Annotated in this window: 23 protein-coding genes and 1 pseudogene; 16 read left to right on the top strand and 8 right to left on the bottom strand. The window is 60.0% G+C overall.

Annotated elements, in window-relative coordinates; translation table 11 throughout:
* Positions 1 to 35 precede the first annotated feature (35 nt).
* Together IMX18_RS11685 and IMX18_RS11680 are read left to right on the top strand one after the other, a co-directional pair.
* Positions 36 to 824 (top strand): helix-turn-helix transcriptional regulator, encoded by a 789-nt coding sequence (locus IMX18_RS11685; RefSeq protein ID WP_013972570.1) that lies wholly within the window; start codon positions 36 to 38, stop codon positions 822 to 824.
* A gap of 91 nt (positions 825 to 915) precedes the next feature.
* Complete coding sequence (locus tag IMX18_RS11680; RefSeq protein ID WP_015270269.1) at positions 916 to 1,557, top strand: dTMP kinase; 642 nt, start codon at positions 916 to 918, stop codon at positions 1,555 to 1,557.
* 18 nt (positions 1,558 to 1,575) lie between these two features.
* Here IMX18_RS11680 and IMX18_RS11675 read toward each other — a convergent pair whose 3' ends face one another.
* Positions 1,576 to 1,998 carry a hypothetical protein gene (locus IMX18_RS11675; protein ID WP_180355386.1) on the bottom strand — a complete coding sequence of 141 codons (423 nt, stop codon included), beginning with the start codon at positions 1,996 to 1,998 and terminating at the stop codon, positions 1,576 to 1,578.
* A gap of 239 nt (positions 1,999 to 2,237) precedes the next feature.
* Here IMX18_RS11675 and IMX18_RS11670 point away from each other — a divergent pair, with 239 nt between their 5' ends.
* The 4 genes and pseudogenes from IMX18_RS11670 to IMX18_RS28275 all read left to right on the top strand — a co-directional run.
* Positions 2,238 to 2,675 carry a YeeE/YedE family protein gene (locus tag IMX18_RS11670; RefSeq protein ID WP_003258763.1) on the top strand — a complete coding sequence of 146 codons (438 nt, stop codon included), beginning with the start codon at positions 2,238 to 2,240 and terminating at the stop codon, positions 2,673 to 2,675.
* A 1-nt stretch (position 2,676) separates the two neighbouring features.
* Positions 2,677 to 3,096: a DUF6691 family protein gene (locus IMX18_RS11665; protein ID WP_217190443.1), complete on the top strand. Its 420-nt coding sequence runs from the start codon at positions 2,677 to 2,679 to the stop codon at positions 3,094 to 3,096.
* 90 nt (positions 3,097 to 3,186) lie between these two features.
* On the top strand, positions 3,187 to 3,690 hold the full coding sequence (locus IMX18_RS11660) for a peroxiredoxin (RefSeq protein ID WP_015270272.1): 504 nt from the start codon (positions 3,187 to 3,189) through the stop codon (positions 3,688 to 3,690).
* Positions 3,691 to 4,020: 330 nt separating this feature from the next.
* Positions 4,021 to 4,176: pseudogene (locus tag IMX18_RS28275) on the top strand (dehydratase); the annotation flags it as partial.
* Between the two features lie 78 nt (positions 4,177 to 4,254).
* On the opposite strand, the gene IMX18_RS11650 reads toward IMX18_RS28275, so the two are convergent.
* On the bottom strand, positions 4,255 to 5,121 hold the full coding sequence (locus IMX18_RS11650) for a patatin-like phospholipase family protein (protein WP_217190442.1): 867 nt from the start codon (positions 5,119 to 5,121) through the stop codon (positions 4,255 to 4,257).
* 240 nt (positions 5,122 to 5,361) lie between these two features.
* Here IMX18_RS11650 and IMX18_RS11645 point away from each other — a divergent pair, with 240 nt between their 5' ends.
* The 9 genes from IMX18_RS11645 to IMX18_RS11605 all read left to right on the top strand — a co-directional run bounded on the left by IMX18_RS11645 (position 5,362) and on the right by IMX18_RS11605 (position 10,771).
* On the top strand, positions 5,362 to 5,580 hold the full coding sequence (locus IMX18_RS11645; RefSeq protein WP_013972583.1) for a hypothetical protein: 219 nt from the start codon (positions 5,362 to 5,364) through the stop codon (positions 5,578 to 5,580).
* Between the two features lie 18 nt (positions 5,581 to 5,598).
* Positions 5,599 to 5,895 carry a hypothetical protein gene (locus IMX18_RS11640; RefSeq protein ID WP_013972584.1) on the top strand — a complete coding sequence of 99 codons (297 nt, stop codon included), beginning with the start codon at positions 5,599 to 5,601 and terminating at the stop codon, positions 5,893 to 5,895.
* Positions 5,895 to 6,608, top strand: coding sequence for a DUF72 domain-containing protein (locus IMX18_RS11635; protein WP_217190440.1), 714 nt, complete (start codon positions 5,895 to 5,897; stop codon positions 6,606 to 6,608). Before IMX18_RS11640 ends, IMX18_RS11635 begins: the two co-directional genes overlap by 1 nt.
* Positions 6,609 to 6,720: 112 nt before the next feature.
* Complete coding sequence (locus tag IMX18_RS11630) at positions 6,721 to 7,017, top strand: DUF6555 family protein (RefSeq protein ID WP_024087113.1); 297 nt, start codon at positions 6,721 to 6,723, stop codon at positions 7,015 to 7,017.
* A gap of 111 nt (positions 7,018 to 7,128) precedes the next feature.
* On the top strand, positions 7,129 to 7,653 hold the full coding sequence (locus tag IMX18_RS11625) for a hypothetical protein (protein ID WP_061551483.1): 525 nt from the start codon (positions 7,129 to 7,131) through the stop codon (positions 7,651 to 7,653).
* A gap of 241 nt (positions 7,654 to 7,894) precedes the next feature.
* On the top strand, positions 7,895 to 8,482 hold the full coding sequence (locus IMX18_RS11620) for a hypothetical protein (RefSeq protein ID WP_217190438.1): 588 nt from the start codon (positions 7,895 to 7,897) through the stop codon (positions 8,480 to 8,482).
* Positions 8,482 to 8,910 carry a phage holin family protein gene (locus tag IMX18_RS11615; protein ID WP_003258743.1) on the top strand — a complete coding sequence of 143 codons (429 nt, stop codon included), beginning with the start codon at positions 8,482 to 8,484 and terminating at the stop codon, positions 8,908 to 8,910. The genes IMX18_RS11620 and IMX18_RS11615 overlap by 1 nt, the downstream gene beginning before the upstream one ends.
* Positions 8,907 to 9,713 (top strand): DUF3618 domain-containing protein, encoded by an 807-nt coding sequence (locus IMX18_RS11610; protein ID WP_023663296.1) that lies wholly within the window; start codon positions 8,907 to 8,909, stop codon positions 9,711 to 9,713. Before IMX18_RS11615 ends, IMX18_RS11610 begins: the two co-directional genes overlap by 4 nt.
* 83 nt (positions 9,714 to 9,796) lie before the next feature.
* Positions 9,797 to 10,771: a LysR family transcriptional regulator gene (locus tag IMX18_RS11605; protein WP_082810573.1), complete on the top strand. Its 975-nt coding sequence runs from the start codon at positions 9,797 to 9,799 to the stop codon at positions 10,769 to 10,771.
* A gap of 49 nt (positions 10,772 to 10,820) precedes the next feature.
* Here IMX18_RS11605 and IMX18_RS11600 read toward each other — a convergent pair whose 3' ends face one another.
* From IMX18_RS11600 to IMX18_RS11590, 3 genes are all read right to left on the bottom strand, one after another.
* Positions 10,821 to 11,828, bottom strand: a complete 1,008-nt coding sequence (locus IMX18_RS11600) for a zinc-binding alcohol dehydrogenase family protein (protein WP_061551485.1) — start codon at positions 11,826 to 11,828, stop codon at positions 10,821 to 10,823.
* 172 nt (positions 11,829 to 12,000) lie between these two features.
* Positions 12,001 to 12,765, bottom strand: a complete 765-nt coding sequence (locus IMX18_RS11595; RefSeq protein WP_191472746.1) for an SDR family oxidoreductase — start codon at positions 12,763 to 12,765, stop codon at positions 12,001 to 12,003.
* 20 nt (positions 12,766 to 12,785) lie between these two features.
* A complete protein-coding gene (locus tag IMX18_RS11590) occupies positions 12,786 to 13,583 on the bottom strand; it encodes an SDR family NAD(P)-dependent oxidoreductase (protein ID WP_061302325.1) in 798 nt (265 codons plus the stop codon).
* Positions 13,584 to 13,689: 106 nt separating this feature from the next.
* Here IMX18_RS11590 and IMX18_RS11585 point away from each other — a divergent pair, with 106 nt between their 5' ends.
* Complete coding sequence (locus tag IMX18_RS11585) at positions 13,690 to 14,643, top strand: GlxA family transcriptional regulator (RefSeq protein ID WP_054571942.1); 954 nt, start codon at positions 13,690 to 13,692, stop codon at positions 14,641 to 14,643.
* A gap of 45 nt (positions 14,644 to 14,688) precedes the next feature.
* Here IMX18_RS11585 and IMX18_RS11580 read toward each other — a convergent pair whose 3' ends face one another.
* The 3 genes from IMX18_RS11580 to IMX18_RS11570 form a co-directional block, all read right to left on the bottom strand.
* The gene (locus IMX18_RS11580; protein ID WP_024087115.1) at positions 14,689 to 15,066 is read right to left on the bottom strand and encodes an NUDIX domain-containing protein; all 378 of its coding nucleotides are present in this window, start codon (positions 15,064 to 15,066) and stop codon (positions 14,689 to 14,691) included.
* Positions 15,067 to 15,132: 66 nt separating this feature from the next.
* Complete coding sequence (locus tag IMX18_RS11575; RefSeq protein WP_054571941.1) at positions 15,133 to 15,456, bottom strand: hypothetical protein; 324 nt, start codon at positions 15,454 to 15,456, stop codon at positions 15,133 to 15,135.
* Between the two features lie 212 nt (positions 15,457 to 15,668).
* On the bottom strand, positions 15,669 to 17,273 hold the full coding sequence (locus IMX18_RS11570; protein ID WP_102083948.1) for a hypothetical protein: 1,605 nt from the start codon (positions 17,271 to 17,273) through the stop codon (positions 15,669 to 15,671).
* Positions 17,274 to 17,275: the final 2 nt, after the last annotated feature.

The following is a 17,275-nucleotide window of genomic DNA, read 5'->3' as shown; positions in this document are numbered from 1 at the left end:
ATTACGCCCACGTGGTAACCCAACAGGGGTAGAGGATGAATTTTACGCTGCACGACATCGCCTGGCACCGATCGGTAGGCCAATTGATCGAAACCCTCGACAAGGACCACTTCTGGACAGCCTTGGTGCGGTTACTGAACGAGTACGTTGCCTGCGACAGCTGGGTTGCGCTGCTGTTTTCCGCAGGGCGCCCGCAGGTGTTCGCCGAATGCCCCAGTGCAGACGGCAACCCTGACCCGCTGTTCCAGGATTACCTGAAGGGCTTGTACCTGCTGGACCCTTTCTACGTGGCCAGCCGAGAGGCTGCGGTGTCCGGCCTGGTGCGCCTGGCGGATGTGGCCCCTGAGTGTTTCGAGCAGACGGACTACTACCAGCGCTATTTCCGGCTTAACGTGGTTGCCGATGAAATTCAGTTCAACGTGCAGCTGGATGCGCAGCGCACGCTGTGCCTGTCGTTGGGTAGCAAGCGCCGGTTCAGCATCGAACAGGTCACCCTGCTGGAACTGTTGCGGCCGTGGGTCACTGCGCTGATGCGCCAGCGGATGACGTTCGAGCGGGAGTTGCTGGAAGAGGCCACCAAGCCTGCGCCGCACTGGCAAAGCCGCATGGAGGACAGGGTCGAGCAGATGGAGTCGCCGCTGACCGGGCGTGAGCTGGAGGTGGGCCGGCTGATGCTCAGCGGGTGTTCCAGCAAAGAGATCGCGCGCAAGCTTGAAATCTCGGTGGAGACAGTGAAAGTGCACCGCAAGCATATGTACAGCAAGTTGGGTATCAAATCGCAGTCGGAGCTTTTTTCGCTGTTTCTTCAGGCCCAGCTGGGTTGATTCAGGCTAGCTGCATGGCTCCACTGGCTTGTGGTGAACACTGTGGCACTCAGGCCTGCGCTGCATCTTCAAATTCGACTGGTAATTAAAAATGACCCGCCCGCTGTTTGTTTCCATCGATGGGCCCAAGGGCACTGGCAAGACCACGCTTCTGGAGGCGGTTACCAAGGCCTTGCGGGCTGACAACAAGAAAGTGATCCGGCTTTGCGAGAAAAAAAGCGACCCCTACCGGGGGGAAACCATGGCCCTTGTCAATCAACTGGTCAGAAACCCCTCCCGGGACCTGGAGTTGAGGGTATGCGAGCGCTTCGCCGAAAGCCGTGCCTGGATTTCCCGACACGTGCTGCCCAGGCAGCCAGCGGGCAGCATCATCCTGATCGATCGCTGGTACCCGTCTGATGCCGCATTTCGCCGCAGCGTGGCGTTCGACGAGATTCTGCGCCTGAACCTCGAACGAAATGTACAGGTGCCCGATTTGCATGTCGGCGTTGTCACGGCCCCCGGTACTTCATGGGCAAGAGCCGCGGCACGGACGCGCGGGCTGGGCAGTACGGTGATCCATAGCCTGGACGAGCAGGTTGCCTGTACCGAGGCGTTCGAGCGTGCGGTTGCGGAACACGGCTGGGTATTGTGCCGTAATGAAGGGGCCATCGAGGATGCAACGCGGCAGATAGTGGCCGAGATCGATGGCGTGCTTCGACCACGTCATCGACCGCAGTGCGATCAGTGCTGAAACAACAGCAAGTACTGGTTACTGCTTCATGGGCATATCCATCATCGACGACTGCTGATCCATCATCTTCATCATCATGTCCATCATTCCGTCGCCCATACCCATGCCACCCTTGGCTCCCGACATTCCCATGCCCGAACCCATGCAGCCCGCAGCATGTTGCTGGTGCAGCATGGCCATGCTCTCCTTCATTGTCTTCATGCCCTCGCGCATGGCGGCCTGGCGCTCGGCAGGGGTCTTCGCGGTTGCGGCTTTGTCATGAGCAACCTGCATCTTGTGCATTTGCTCGCTCATCGCCTTGTGCATGGACGACCCGGAAGTTGTACTGGCGGCTGGGGCGCTGGTGGAGGCGTCGCCAGCCTGATTTTTGTCTTCGGCATGCGCCATGAATGCACTACCGGCCAGAACAACAGCAAGAACCAACTTCAATTGCGTTTGCATGGCGAACTCCACTTTTATGGATATATACGACGTGCCTCAAGGCCTTGGTATGCCTGGATGATTGCAGTCTAGGCGGCCATCTGGTCGCGAATTTGACCTGCATCAAACAAGTGCAGCTTCATGCACTTTGAATAGGCTGGCTAATCTCATTGAAATTGTCGGCATAGGGGTCGTGGTATTCTTCAACTTTCTTACTGAACCGTTAATTGTTCTCTTGTTCCTGTTCCGGGAGAAATACGATGGCAATTGATTGGCTGGCCTTTACACCATGGTCCGCGCTGGCCGGTGGTGTGTTGATCGGGCTGGGGGCTGGGCTGTTCGCGGTGGTGAATGGCCGTATTGCAGGAATCAGTGGTTTGCTCGGTTCGATGCTGCAGCGAGGCGGGGAAGGGCGCAGAGAAAAGCTTGCCTTTCTTTTGGGGCTGCTGGCAGCCCCGTTGCTTTGGGGGATATTTGCCACGCTGCCGTCAGCCCGTTTCACCACGGCATCCTGGACACTCATCGCGGCGGGCCTTCTGGTAGGGTTGGGGACGCGCTACGGCAGCGGTTGTACCAGCGGCCACGGCGTCTGTGGCCTGTCGCGCCTGTCACCCCGTTCGGCGGTGGCAACGCTGTGCTTCATGGCTACCGGTTTTGCCACGGTGTATGTGGTCCGCCATCTCGTACAAGGGGCCTGAAATGCCGGTGTTCAGTGGTTTCATCGCCGGGCTGCTGTTCGGCGCGGGGTTGTTGCTGGCAGGCATGGCCGACCCCGCCAAGGTGCTCGGCTTTCTCGACATCGCAGGGCAATGGGACCCTTCGCTGGCGCTGGTGATGATCGGGGCGATTGCCGCAGCATGGATACCGATGCGCTGGGCGAGCGGTCATCCAACGGCCCTGCTGGGTGGGGCGATGCAATTGCCTGGCCGACGTGATGTGGACCGCCGCCTTATCGGCGGCAGCCTGGTATTCGGCATTGGCTGGGGGCTTTCGGGCATCTGCCCGGGGCCGGCCCTGGTGCTGCTGCCTGCAGGGTACTGGCAGGCCTGGCTGTTCGTCGCTGCGATGCTGGTTGGCATGGGGTTGTTCCAGTGGCTTGAGGCGCGTCGTGGTAGCTGACATCCAGCTTTCCAGAGCAGGCCGCTGTATGTACGCACCTTGGTGGATGCTGCATCATGCCTGGCCATTTACCGCCCCACGGAGAAAACGATGATCAAGACCGGCGATACACTGCCCGACGTAACGCTTTACCAGTACAGCAACGGCGAGGGCGGCTGTGCAATCGGCCCGAACGCGTTTTCCCTGCACGCGCGCTGCAAGCAGAAAAAAGTGGTTATCTTCGGCTTGCCTGGTGCCTTCACGCCTACCTGTTCGCAGCGGCACGTACCGGGCTACGTGGCCGCGGCCCAGGACCTGTTCGCTGTCGGGGTTGCCGAAATTCTCTGTGTTTCGGTCAATGATGCGTTCGTCATGAATGCCTGGGGTGTAAGCCTGCAGGTGGGCGATGAGGTCATGATGATCGGCGATGGCAATGGTGAATTCAGCGAGGCGCTGGGCCTGATCCAGGACCTCTCGGCGCGCGGCATGGGCCGGCGCTCGCAACGCTATGCCATGCTGGTCGACGATCTGGTGGTAAGGCACATCGCGGTCGAAGCACCCGGCAAGTTCGAGTGCAGCGATGCTGCGAGCATGTTGGCTGTTTGTAAGCTCTGAAGGCATACACAGTTCATGTGGGAGATAGCTTAGCCCTTTGGGATGCGCTATCACGCAGAAAACAAATATCGCTCGCTTGACGCGTTCTTTGTAGGAGCAGCCTTGTTCTGCGAAGAGGCCCGTACTGGCATTGCATATCTGTTGCCTATACCGGCCTCTTCGCAGCACAAGGCTGCTCCTACTGGACCCTGCTAAATCAAAGGTTCATGTGTTGCGCCTCACGCCACTAGGACAACGTGTCTTCTGGAGGCAGGTAGGGAAGGGCTAAACTGGCGCCAGTTCCAGACGTTTCGCTTTGCCGTCGCTGCCTGCATACCCAGGAGGTAACTCATGGCTTCTGCACCTGAAAGGCTCTTTTTCGAGGACTTGCAAGTAGGTGAGTCCTTCATGAGCGGCTCGTATGAAATGACCCAGGAGCGGATCCTGAGTTTCGCCTCGGAGTTCGACCCCCAGCCATTCCATACGGACCCCGATGCTGCACAAGAAACCTTTTTTGCTGGGCTGGCTGCTAGCGGCTGGCATACCTGCGCAGTCAGGCGTAAGGCCTCGAACTGTCCACATCATTCAATGCTCATGGGCATGCGAGTGAACGGTCAGGGCACCCGGCACCCTGGTCCGTTCGAGCCCGCCGTGGTCCAGCCACCGAAGCGTCTGCTCATAGGCCCGCTCCAGCAACGACTCGGTCTGGTCGAAGTTGAATACCGAGACATCGACCGGGCACAAGGGCGGAACGATATGCAGGCTGGTGAGCGTGCGGAAGTGTTCGATGTCACTCACAAGCTGGCGCATGCTCATCAGGTTGACAGTGTGCAGGGCCAAGGCGACAAGGCCGCGGGGCGGTTGAGTCAAGGCGCAGCTGAGCCCGGTGGGAATTACCACGACATTGCTGGCGCCCAGCGCTACGGCAGTCGAAATAGGCGTGTTGCTTGCCACACCGCCATCCACCAGGAACTGGCCGCCGATCTGCACGCAAGGGAACACCAGCGGTATCGCGGCGCTGGCCAGTAGCGCCTGCTCGAGTTCGCCATTGCACAGCACTGTCTCGGCACCACTGAGCAGGTCGGTGGTGACGATATGCAGGGGCAGTTTCGCATCCTCGATGCGATGGATCGGCAGCGCCTTGCCAAGCAATCGGTGCAAGGCCGCTGGTTGCAGCAGGAAACCACGCCGTTTGAGCAGGCCTCGGCAGGTATCGAGCCAGGACAACGGAAAGATGTCGGTTCTGCTCAGGCCTCGCCAGAATTCGGCGAGAGTCTCGACACCCTGAGCGTTGGGCCTTGCTGCAAAGTAGGCACCGTTGATGGCGCCTACCGAGGCGCCAACCACCATGTCGAACTGGACTTCGGCTTCGACCAGGGCCCGCAGCATCCCCACCTGGACCGCACCCAGACTGCCGCCGCCAGCGAACACGATTGCGGTTTGCGTAGGCATGATTGCTGTCTCTGCACAGACGTGTGTCGACTGAGTGTAGTTGGCCGGGTGCCGGCGGGGCTGGGTGCTGCCAGTGCCGCCCACCTCTCATTTCTTGCCCGGCAATACCGAACCGAGAACCTGCCTGGCCGTCTGCACGATGACCTGAGCCGGTCGTCGTCGCTGCTGAACGGCTGCACTCAAGCCAGGATCAATCGAGCTGAGTCGCCCGATTTCATTCAGCCAGCAGGAGTTACAGCGATGGCCCAGTACCTGTACCTGATCAGCTACATCCTCGACAACCAACCCGGCACCTGCGAATTGCGCAGCGACCAGGAGGACCTGAGCCGCGAAGCAGCGCGCGATTACCTCCAAGGCCTGCACCGCAACGAAGCGTCATCTTTCACTGACGTGCAGGTGCAACGTCTGGAGCACGACCATGAGCCAGGCACGTCACCGGGGCATTATCAGCAACCATGAAAAGGTGAGGGCTGGCAGATGAAAAGAAGAGGTGAAACCTATAGAAAGTGGTGCGACCCGATCCTGCACCATCAAACCCATGAGGAAACGCTCGGAACCGGCACTTGCCTGGAAGTGCAGACGCGCTTGTCACGCACAGGCGCCACGCAGTTGTTCATTGGTGTCTATCGCACCGACGGTTCGGTGCTGTGCGAACGGATCTACGACCAACGCGCGGGGGAAACCATGAGGCGTGCGTTGCTGTGGGGTGTGGGATATGCCCGACGCGTCGCGGGTGAGGGCGAGGCGTTGCGTGGCGAACCGGCAGGTAGCTGATGATTTATCTCGGTTGCGCTGGCTGGAGCCTGTCGAGCCGTTACGCGGAGGCATTTGCGCAGCCCGGCAGCCACCTGCAACGCTACGCCAGCCGCTTCAATGCGGTGGAAATCAACAGTTCCTTCTACCGACCCCATCGCCCCGAAACCTACGCCCGTTGGGCTGCGTCCGTACCAGAGCATTTCCGCTTTGCGGTGAAGGTGCCCAAGGCCATCAGCCATGAGCAGCGGCTCTGCGGGTGCGAGGAGGCGCTGGACAGGTTTCTTGCTCAATGCGGTCAGTTGGGCGACCGCCTGGGTTGCCTGCTGGTACAACTGCCGCCATCGCTTGGCCATGACCCCCAGCATGCGCGACGTTTCTTCGAAAGCCTGCGGCAACGGTATGACGGGCCGGTAGCGCTGGAGCCCAGGCACGCCAGCTGGCAATCGGCGCAGCCGATGCTGGTCGATTTGCGTATCGCCCAGGTTGCCGCGAGCCCGTCGCGCTTCGTTACCGATGCGCAACCGGGAGGTTGGCCGGGGCTGGTCTACTGGCGCCTGCATGGTGAACCGAGGATCTACCACAGCGAGTATCCCGACGAATATCTGCAGCGTCTGGCTGAACACTTGCGGTACAGCCTTGCCGCCGGAGTGCCCACCTGGTGCATTTTCGACAACACCGCCTCCGGTGCTGCGACAGCCAATGCACTGGCTCTGGAGCGGCATTTGCGCTGAGGAAGTGATGGAAGCATGGCGATGGAAAAGAGCGATGACCAACCAGTCAAAATTAATGAATCTTTTTACACGTTGCTCGCTCCATTAGTCTGAATTGGTGAAGGAGAGTGCAATGGCTGGACAGCAGTTGTATGTGATCGAGTACGAGCTTCATGGGGAATTTCGCACCTTCATCATCCGGCTCGAGCGTATGGACAACGCCGAAGCCTGGCACTGGGCAAGTTGCGATGCCGGCGTGGGTATCATTCCACGGTTCGGCCAGCACAAGATCAAGAAGGTCAGCCGGCCGATGGCTGAGCGCTACGGCATCAACAATGTGCGCTGGCGGGTATCGGGCGACGGGCCGGAGTTCGTCGCACCGACCATTGATGTAAAGAAGTTCTCCAATAGCGGTACCGGCAATACCTGAAGCTTGTTGTGCGCAAGCCCTGCCTGAAATCTTCAGGCAGGCTTGCGCTCATGGGTTCGCTTCTCAAGTTTCGAGACACGATCATCCTCACTTTCTTTCAGGAGCCAGCACGTGCCGCGAATCATCACTCCCGCCACCCCTGAACACGAAATCAGTGAGCAGAACGCCCGCATGTTCGGTTCGCCGAAAGAGCGCCTGGATTTCTACCGCTGTGAAATCCAGTACGAGACCAGCATCCTCGCCAACCGCACAGACGCCTATCTTGCCGCGCAGTCGTTTCTGGTGATCGCCTTCGTATCGTCGATGGGTAACCTCAACCAGAGCTGGGGGGAGATGTTCACGCTGGTGGTTCCGCCGTTTCTTGCCTTGCTGGGCGTATTGAGTTCACTCAATGCCTGGCCGGGTATTCGCGCGGCCTACAAGATCATCGAGCATTGGCAAGTGAAACAGAGCCACCTGCTGCGCAGCGAGCCATTGATGGGGCTGGCGTATGACGAATCGCCATTGTTCAGTGAGGCGGAAATTTCAGAGGCCGGGCACCGCAAGTCGTTGTTGTTTTCGCTGCGTACGCCTTGGATATTCCTGGTCTTCTGGATGGTTCTCGGTATCTACGCGGTCTTCATCCAGCTGGCGTGAGCAGCACAGCCGCACCCCGTTACAAGGCGGTGCTGCGATCGTTGTCAACGCTGATTACCGCCACATGCAAAGCCTTTGCTCCGGTACCAGCAACCAAGATTGATTGCGCTATTTTCTTTGGTCCTCCGGACAAATGTCATAGATCACAAACGCTGAACTCCTGCCGCCTTACCTGCGTCCCTCGAATGAATGCCCCAATAAAAGTGGCACTCACCCAACATTCAGCTTCGAGGGCGAAACGATGGACAAGACCAATCAAAGTTCGACATCTCCACCCGGTAGCACCCAGGAGCATGCCTTTATCGATGACGCCGGTGCGCTGCTTGGCGAGGCCAGGCACAAAGGCAGCGAGCAGTTCGAACATTACCGCGATAACGCAGCCGATCAGCTTGATTCGCTCGAGGAAGGTGCGCGTTCGGCGGCAGCTGCACTGCAAGGCAAGGACAGTCTCGGGCTGTCGCAGTACCTGAACCAGGCAGCAGAGTGCGTGGGTGAGTTTGCCGAACAGGTACGCCATGAAAGTGCCGAAAGCCTGCTGCAGCGTGGTGCTCAGTTGGCCAGGAGCAACCCGGCGCTATTCCTGGCCGGTAGCGTCGCCATCGGGTTTGCCGTATCGCGTTTCATGCGAGCCAGCACCAGCCATGAGTCCACCACCCCTACGTCGTCCGGTTATTGGCAACAGTCCCGCCCCGCGCAGCCAGTGCCTGATCGTGGTAGCGACGTATCCACCCGTGAACCTTTCACCCCAGTCGACCCAGTCGGCCCTGGTGCAGGCACGCCGGTCAGTGGCAGCCCGTTCGAACGCGATCCACTCAAAGGAGGTGAATGATGAACAAAGAACCCTTGCATACCACCCCGAGCTTGCACACGGCGGAAGACGACGCCGTCGGTGTTGGCGGTTTGTTGCGCCAGCTGATGCGGGAAGTACCGGACCTGTTCACCAAGGAGCTGGCGCTGGCCAAGGCAGAGCTGCAGCAGAACCTCGCCACCCTCAAGGCCGGCACGGCTGCGGTGGCAGCGGGTGCGATCGTGATGCTGGCGGGCTTCGTCATCCTGTTGCTGGCGGCAGTCTACGCCTTGGCGATGGTGCTCGAACCCTGGCTGGCAGCCCTGATCGTGGGCGCGGTCACCTTGGTAATCGGGTTCATCATGTTGCAGTCGGGCAAGAAACGGTTCGAACCCACGCATCTGGCCCCTGACCGCACCTTGCATGCCATGCAGCAGGACAAGGACACGCTGAAGAGGAAACTGCCATGACCACTTCCTTCGAACATGAAGCGCACAAGGACCCGGACTTGCTCGAGCAGGAAATCAACGCCAAGCGCGAGCACATCAGCGATCTGGTGGACGCCCTCGAACAGCGCCTGAGCCCGGGCCAGATGGTCGACCGGGTCCTGGCCTATGCCAAGGGCAATGGCGGCGAGTTCTTCGAGAACCTTGGCACCACCCTCAAGAACAACCCCGTACCCGCAACCCTGACGGTATTGGGCCTGGCCTGGCTGGGCCTGAACCAGAACCGCCCCTTCAACCCCGGGCCTGCGCACCATGGGCCTGGGTTGGGCGAAAAGCTCGGCGACGCGGTGGACACGGTGAAGGGCGCTTTCGCGCAGGCGGGGGAGGCAGTGCACGACGCCAGCCAGAAGGTGCGCATGAAAGCCCATGACATGCGCGATCGGGCCAGCGACCTTGGCAGCGGCGCCCGCGACTCCGTGGGGGCTTCCGCGGATACCCTGCGCCATTCGGCACACAAGGCCGCAGATCAGGCCACGGCACTGAAGGGCCAGTTCGATCACCTGCTTCAGGAGCAACCTCTGGTATTGGCCGCTTTGGGCATAGCACTGGGTGCGGCATTGGGGGCCGCATTACCCACTACCCGCAAGGAAGACCAGCTGATGGGCGCCAGCAGTGATCGTTTGACCGACACACTCAAGGCCAAGGGCCGCGAGGTGAAGGCGTCGGTCGAAGAGTCGTTCGATCAGGTGGGTGGTAAAGCGTCTACACAGGCAGAGCGCAAGCCCGGAAACTCCGACCTTTCCTCAGGGTTGGGCTTCAATTCCTGATCCCGTGGGATGTGCGTCGCCGGCCCCTCTGCCTGCGCAGAGGGCTGGCGGCTCATCACGAATGTTGTAGGCCCAGGCTGGGAATGGCTGCGCAATGTCGCTACGCTTTGGCCTACGCGCCAGGTCAAGAATTCGCCACAGTGAAGAAAACAGTTCGGTTTGATGATCTTCAGGTCTTCGTCACAACAGCCTTTGCCGGCAGCTTCTCGGCAGCGGCCAGGTTGTTGGATATTTCACCGGCCTTGGCCAGCGGGGCTGTCCAGCGACTGGAAAGCAGCCTGGGTGCCAGGTTGTTCGTGCGCTCCACGAGGCGTTTGCGGCTCTCGGATGATGGTGAGCGATATCTGCCCCATGCCCGTCAGGCCTTGGACGCACTGGACGCCGGTGAGGTGGCGCTGACCGAAGGGCGAGATGAGATCGCGGGTACACTTCGCCTGTCCATCCCTTCGGATATTGGCAGGAATCTGTTGCTGCCCTGGCTCGACGATTTCCAGCGGTTGAACCCCAAGGTGACGCTGCAACTGCGGGTCAGCGATCAGGTGGCCGACCTTGTCGGCCAGCAACTGGATGCGAGTATCAGGTATGGGCAACTGGCAGACTCCAGCCTCGTTTCACTGATGCTCGCCCCAGGGAATCGCAGAACGGTCTGCGCCTCACCTCGATACTTGGCACGACATGGGGCGCCAGACGCTCTGGAAGACCTGGGCAGGCATAATTGCCTGCGCTATGTGATGGGCGAGCAGACCTACGAGCGATGGAGTTTCCATTTGCCCGATGGAATCAAGACCGTCCAGGTTACAGGCGACCGCTTGAGCGATGACGCCGATGTCGTTCGGCGCTGGGGTGTTGAAGGATTGGGGATCGTTTACAAATCCAGGCTGGACGTTCTGGCGGACATACGCGCTGGGCGGCTGGTCGAGTTGTTTCCTTGGGATTACGGCCAACCTGCGCCGTTGCAACTGGTGTGCGCTCATCGAACCTCGCTCACACCTGCTGTGCAGGTGCTCAGAGCGTTTCTGGCGGAGCGATTCGAGCAGCTCATCGCTGCTGATGGATAAGCTGACGGGGCTCATGGCCCCGCCTTGGTTACCTTGACTGGATGAATGCTCAGAAGCCTTCCAGGACAATCTTGCCTTTTGCCTTGCCGCTTTCGATCAGGGCATGGGCGCGTTTGAGGTTGCTGGCATTGATGCTGCCGAAGTGCTCGCCAACGGTGGTCTTGATGACCCCTTCGTCGACCAGCGCCGAGACTTTTTCCAGCAGATGGTGCTGCTTGATCATGTCCTCGGTCTGGTACAGCGAGCGTGTGAACATCAGCTCCCAGTGCACCGACAGCGATTTGCGCTTGAACGGCACGACATCAAGATGCTCAGGGTCATCGATCAGCGCGAGCTTGCCCTGTGGGCGCAGGACTTCGACGATCTGCGCAAGGTACGCATCGGTGTGAGTCAGGCTGATCACGTAATCCACTGGGTTGAGCTGGAGTTGCTCCAGTTGCAGGGCAAAGGATGCCGAATGGTCGATGACGTGATGTGCCCCGAGTTCGCTGACCCAGGCCTGGGTTTCAGGCCGTGACGCGGTACCGATCACCTTGAGCTGGGTACGCTTGCGTGCAAGCTGTACCAGGATCGAACCAACCCCGCCGCCGGCACCGATGATCAGCAGGCTCTTGCCAGCGCCGCCATTTTCCTCAACACCCAGGCGGTCGAACAGCAGCTCCCAGGCGGTGATGGACGTCAGCGGCAAGGCTGCGGCACTGGCATTGTCCAGAGTACGAGGCTTGTGCCCGACGATGCGTTCGTCGACCAGGTGAAACTCGCTGTAAGTGCCCGGGCGGTCGATCGCGCCGGCGTAGAACACTTCGTCGCCAGGCTGGAACAACGACACCTCGGCGCCGACCTCGCGAACGACGCCCACGGCATCCCATCCCAACACCTGGGGATGGGCGCCGCCGCGGCTGGCTCTGACCTTGGTATCGACCGGGTTTACTGCGATAGCTTTGACTTCCACCAACAGGTCCCTGGCGCCGGGCGTGGGTTTGGGCAGTTCGTGCTCGTACAACGATCGGGAATCCTGGATCGGGAGGCCGGGGGTGTCGTAGACGATTGCTTTCATTGGGATGTGACCTTTCAGGTAAACAGTGGTAACAGGCTAATCGTGTCGCCCTCCCTGAAAAACCGGGCAATTGCCGGAACACTTTCCGCATTTCGCTGAAAATCGGCTAGCTGCCTTGTGGTGGAACGTTGCCAACAGACTGCGCAACGTTGTCGGGATTCGGGAATTGGGTTCAGGCAACAGGGATCGGGTTCTCAATCAGCGCCAGGTTGAACTGGTGAATCAGTTCGTGTTCGTTCAGGCCCTGGTTGGCTCGCAGCGGGACGACACGATCCACCAGGACTTCCGTGGTTGCGGATTCGAGCTTGACCAAGGTTTCCTGAATAAAATCATCCAGCGGCATGGCGCGCTCATCACCGCTCTTGTGAATCAGGTCGGTGTCCACCCAAGGTGGCGCAATTTCCAGTACCTTGACGCTGGTGTCACGCAGGCTGAACCGCTGCGACAGTGAGTAGGAGTGGATGGCGGCCTTGGTCGCCGAATACAACGCGGTGGCCGCTAGCGGCAGGTAGGCCAGAACCGAACTGTTGTTGATGATGCAAGCATCCGGTTGGCGCTTGAGGTGCTCGACGAAGGCCGCGCTGACGCGCACCGGGCCGAGCAGGTTGGTCTGCAGCAGGCTCACTGCTTGTTCGTCGTCGAAGTCCCCGGAAGCCGGATTGTCGAACGGCATGACGCCGGCATTGTTGATGATCACGTTCAATGCAGGATGGCGGCGGATCACATCCTGGGCCACCTCCTTTATCTGCTGCGGATCATTGATGTCCAGGCGCACTGTATCGATGCCCGGGTTGGCCTGGGCGATTTCATCCAACAGTGCCTGACGGCGCCCCGCAACGATCACTTTATTGCCACGTTGGTGGAATGCCTCGGCCAGGGCGCGGCCGATGCCTGAGGTACCGCCGGTAATGAAAATGGTGTTTGCGCTAAGTTTCATGATCCGTCTCCTTGCATTGTTCAGTTGGCGTTGTAGCGAGGGGCAAGCTGATTGCTGGACAGCTGGCCGAACAGGGCTTGCCGGCTGGCCTCGTAGCGTTCGAAGGACTTCAGGTCATGCATCGAGGGGATAGAGATCAGTACCTCGTCGTCAAAGTCCTGCAGGGCACCGTCCACCAGGTCCTGGGCCGACATCACGATGCCCGGATCGAGGTTTTCGACCGGCAAGCCGCCGATCTGCCAGAAGTCGGTGGCGGTGGCTCCTGGCAGCACTGCCTGGATCCTTATGCCTTTGTCCGCAAGCTCCTTGTGCAGGGACTGGGTAAAGGCGGTGACATACGCCTTGCTGCCACCGTACACACCATTGAGCAGCTCCGGCGCCAGGCTGACAACGGACGAGATGTTGATCACGGCGCCTTGCGCACGGGCGACAAATCCGGGGATGGCCGCGTAGGTGAGGCGGGTGAGGGCGGTGACGTTGAGGGTGATCATTTCAGCCATGCGCTCGACATCACTTTCCAGCAGGCTGGTGTGGGTGCCTATGCCTGCGTTGTTCACCAGCAGGCTGATACTGGCGTCCTCGCGCAATTTGCGTTCTACCTTGGCCAGGTCATCTGTGTTTGCCAGGTCTGCCGGAAACACCTCCACGTTCTGCCGGGTTTCTGTAGTCAGCCGGCTGGCCAACGTATTGAGGCGCTCCCGGTTGCGAGCCACCAGCACCAGGTCGTAACCCCGACGCGCCAAGCGTTCTGCGTAGATCGCGCCGATGCCGGTAGAGGCGCCAGTGATGAGGGCAGTGCCTTTGAATTGCTGCTTCATGGTCATGCTCCGTTGTTGGATGTGGAGCCCATGATGCAGAAGGTCGCCTTTGTCTTAAACGACACATATGGTAGGTTTTCAGGACATCTAGTCTGGAGCTCCAACCATGCACCGGGTCGGCTATCTCATCACCGAAGGTTTCCAGATCATGTCGCTGGCGACGCAGGCCGTGTTCGAGTTCGCGAACATTGTCGCGGGCGAAACGGTTTACAAGATCCAGAATTTTTCCATCGGCGGCGGCACGGTGCGTTCTTCTCTGGGCATGTACATGGACACGCTGCCGTTGGGCGCTCCTGGTCTGGCTGATACCTGGATGATCACGGGAACCCTGACGCCGCTGACTCCGCCAGGCGAGGAAGTGCTGGCCAGCGTCAGAGGCTTTGTCGATGGCGCTCGACGCACTGCCGGTCTGTGCACCGGCTGTTTCGTGTTGGCCCAGGCAGGCGTGCTGGACAACCGGCGGGCCACGACTCATTGGGCCTATGCGAAAAAGTTGCGTGAACTGCACCCGAAGATCGAAGTGGAAGAAGACCGAATCTTCATTGTGGACGGGCAGATCTGGACGTCCGCCGGGATGACCGCCGCCCTGGACATGGCACTGGGTATGGTGGAAAAAGACCTGGGAACCGAGATGGCCAGGTCAGTGGCACGCAAGCTGGTGATGCATCAGCGCCGCTCCGGTGGGCAATCGCAGCATTCCGAGTTGCTGGCGCTTTCGCCGAAGTCTGATCGGATACAAAACGCCCTGGATTACGCACGCAAGCATTTGAGCCGTCCATTGAGTGTCGAAGAGCTCGCCGAGTCCGTGCATTTGAGCCCCCGACAATTTACCCGCGTATTCACTGCCGAGACAGGTCAATCACCTGCCAAGGCTGTGGAAAGCCTGCGTCTTGAGGCTGCCCGCCTGATGATCGAGCAGAGTCGCCACAGCCTGGATGTGGTGGCGAAGGAAACCGGGTTCAGGGACCGTCGGCACATGCGGGAGGTGTTCATTCGTGGTTTTGGTGTCCCGCCTCAAGCCGTGCGAAGAGATGCCCGGCGGGTCATATTGGTTGAATGACAACGGACCCAGCCCGATGGATGTGCGCTTTCTGGCTCTGATCCACTACACAGGAAGCAGGTGCTCTCGTTCAAGCAACTCGATGTTGGACGGCTTCACCCGAACTTCGTGAAGCTCTGGGGCGGTGAACCAGCGGCACTCGACTATCTCGTGATCTGCAGCAGGCTTTGCTCCCGCTTCAACAGGCAGCTGATAGAGGTAGTGCTCCTCACCTGCGAGCACGTAATGGTTGAGGAATCGAGCACCATTGAAGGGTAGGCAAGTTTCCTCCATCAGCTCGCGCTGCGCTGTATCCAGGTGATGCTCGCCTGGGTCAATCTTCCCGCCTGGCAACGCCCATTCAGCGCCTTGCTTGCGCACGAAAAGGATGCGTCCTGCTTGCAGGCAAATGACCGTCGAGTGTCGTTCTCTGGCGTTGTTCATCATGCCCCTCCCGTACCATGGAGGTGGCATCAGGGCAGCAATCACCCTGATGCCCGCTGCTGATTATCAGCGCTCTTTATCCCACTGCTGCTGATCATCTGCCTGGTTTTGCTGACCACCCATGCGGTCCTTGTCTTGCAGGTTCTGGCTCTGCTTGTCGGTCGTACCCTGGCCGCCCTGGCCGCCCTGGCTACCCGTATCACGGGAACGTTCCCAGTCCTTGTTCATCTTGTCCTCAGGTTTTTGGCCGGATTGGCTGCCACCTTGCTGCTGACCGGGCATCCGCCCCCCCGAACCTTGGCCGCCTTGCTGGCCAGCTCCGGCAGTATTGTTGCCCATGCCGGTGTCGGCATTGCCCTGGTTGCCACCTTTGTCTTGATTGTTTGCCATGATCGCTTACCTCGGGTCAAACACAGGAAGGTCTGTGTGTACTGTTATGACCGAGGCCCGTTCGCGCGGTATTCAAGGAATATTTGGCTAGCTGACTAAACGCATGAATTTCAGGGGTACGAGATTTTGGTGTGTGGGCAGGAAGGTGCCTGAAGGGCAGCGCCATCTGCGAAACCCTGTTCGGGGCGATCGGAGATCGCCCCTTTTGCGGTTCAGGGGCGGTCCTTGAGGGTTTCGAAGGCTTTGACGCTTTTGATCAGGCTTTTGTTGCTGGCGGAGCCGGCACTGTTGAACAGGAAAGAGAAATCCGAGGCCAATGACGGGCTGCCGGCAATCGTCGCGTACTGATGGCACTGATTGCAGTTATCACCCTGTACGTAGGTCTCCATGGTGGTGTTGGCCACCGGCACGTTCCCCTGGCTGATGAACGGCCCGTACGACAGCGGCACTTGCGCGTTGGCGCCCGGTTCCGGGCTGGGCGGATTGGGAGCGAGGGTCCAGAGTACGTTGACCAGCTTGTAGTACTGAAACACCGACTTGCCTTGGCTGTGCTGCGCGAAGTTGGCTTGTACCGCGCTGTTGAGGGCTTGCAGGTCGCCGGGCACGGGGTGTTCGCGGGTGGTCTGTACCGGCTGGTCGCGCGGGAAGAGATCGGTGCAGTCCTTGTCGGGATGCGTTTGCTTGCACTGGATACGGGCTTGGTTTGGTGTGCACTCGGGGCCGTTGCCACAGTCAGGGTTGTTGAAGGCAAACCCGTTTGGCGGGGTTTGTTGCGGCGGAACCTGGGCCGGTTCGGGCACGTTGTCCACCTGCTCGAAGGTGGTCCAGATGAAGTTGGGCGAAGCCTGGGTCTTGTTGATGATATGCAGGCCCACCAGCCCCACCACCTCCTGGGTGCACTCCAGCGTGTCGGGGCGTTTGAGCCAGGCCACGGTAGTCAGGTAGCGCCCGAACAGCTCGGGTTTGCCGGTCAGTACCCGCCAGGCGGCCTTGAGCTCGATCGCGCCCAGTTGCTCCTGTGGCACTGGGGAGGTAGGCAGTGAGCGCATCGGTTCGCCGATGGGCAGTGACAGACCCTCCGGTGTCTGGCCGTCGAGGTTTCGCGCGACCTTCAATTGGTTGGCGGCGTCGTAGAGCCCCTTGTCGACGATGTAGTCGAACTCGGCCTTGCCCACCTTGCGTTCAAAAAACACCAGTTTGCCCGCCTGGTCCGTCAGCCAGCCGCCGGACGCTTCCATGACCGGGTCGGGAATGGAGGCAAGTGTCCCGGTCGACAGGTGGAAACCGTGCAAGGCATTGATCGCGCCTTCGGAGGTGGCGTTCATGAACTTGCGCGCGCCCACCTTGAGTGTCTTGAGGCTACCTTGGGTGCTGCAGTCGGACGGTACCAGGGTTTGCACGCCCCAGCCGGTGGGCGTGGGGGCGCCGGGCAGGAAGATGTCGTTGGCGTCCTTGTAGCTGGCCCATACCGGGGCCACGCTCATGGGTTGACCCGGTGTGGAGGGGACCCCGAACTGCGCCAGCGTGCTTTGCATGTCGGGTTCGCCCGCCAGGCTGGCGGTGGCCGGCCAACCGGGGTTCACCGGCCAGTTCAAGGCAATGAACAACTGCCAGCCAAAGCAGTTCATGAACGCCTGGCTGGTGGCATTGAAGTTGTTGACCGGCAGGAATCCCCCGCTGGCCGGGTTGAACACCAATTGCTGCTGTACACAGGTATCGGCGTCCGACAGCGTGGCCGCCGTGGCGGGTTGCGGGGTCGACAGGCACAGTAGAATGCCGCACAGCAGCGACAGAAGACTCAAGCGTGACCTGGACATCA

It is taken from the genome of Pseudomonas shirazica (genome assembly GCF_015168335.1).
Classification (GTDB): domain Bacteria; phylum Pseudomonadota; class Gammaproteobacteria; order Pseudomonadales; family Pseudomonadaceae; genus Aquipseudomonas; species Aquipseudomonas asiatica.
This window is presented reverse-complemented; position numbering and strand designations above follow the sequence as displayed.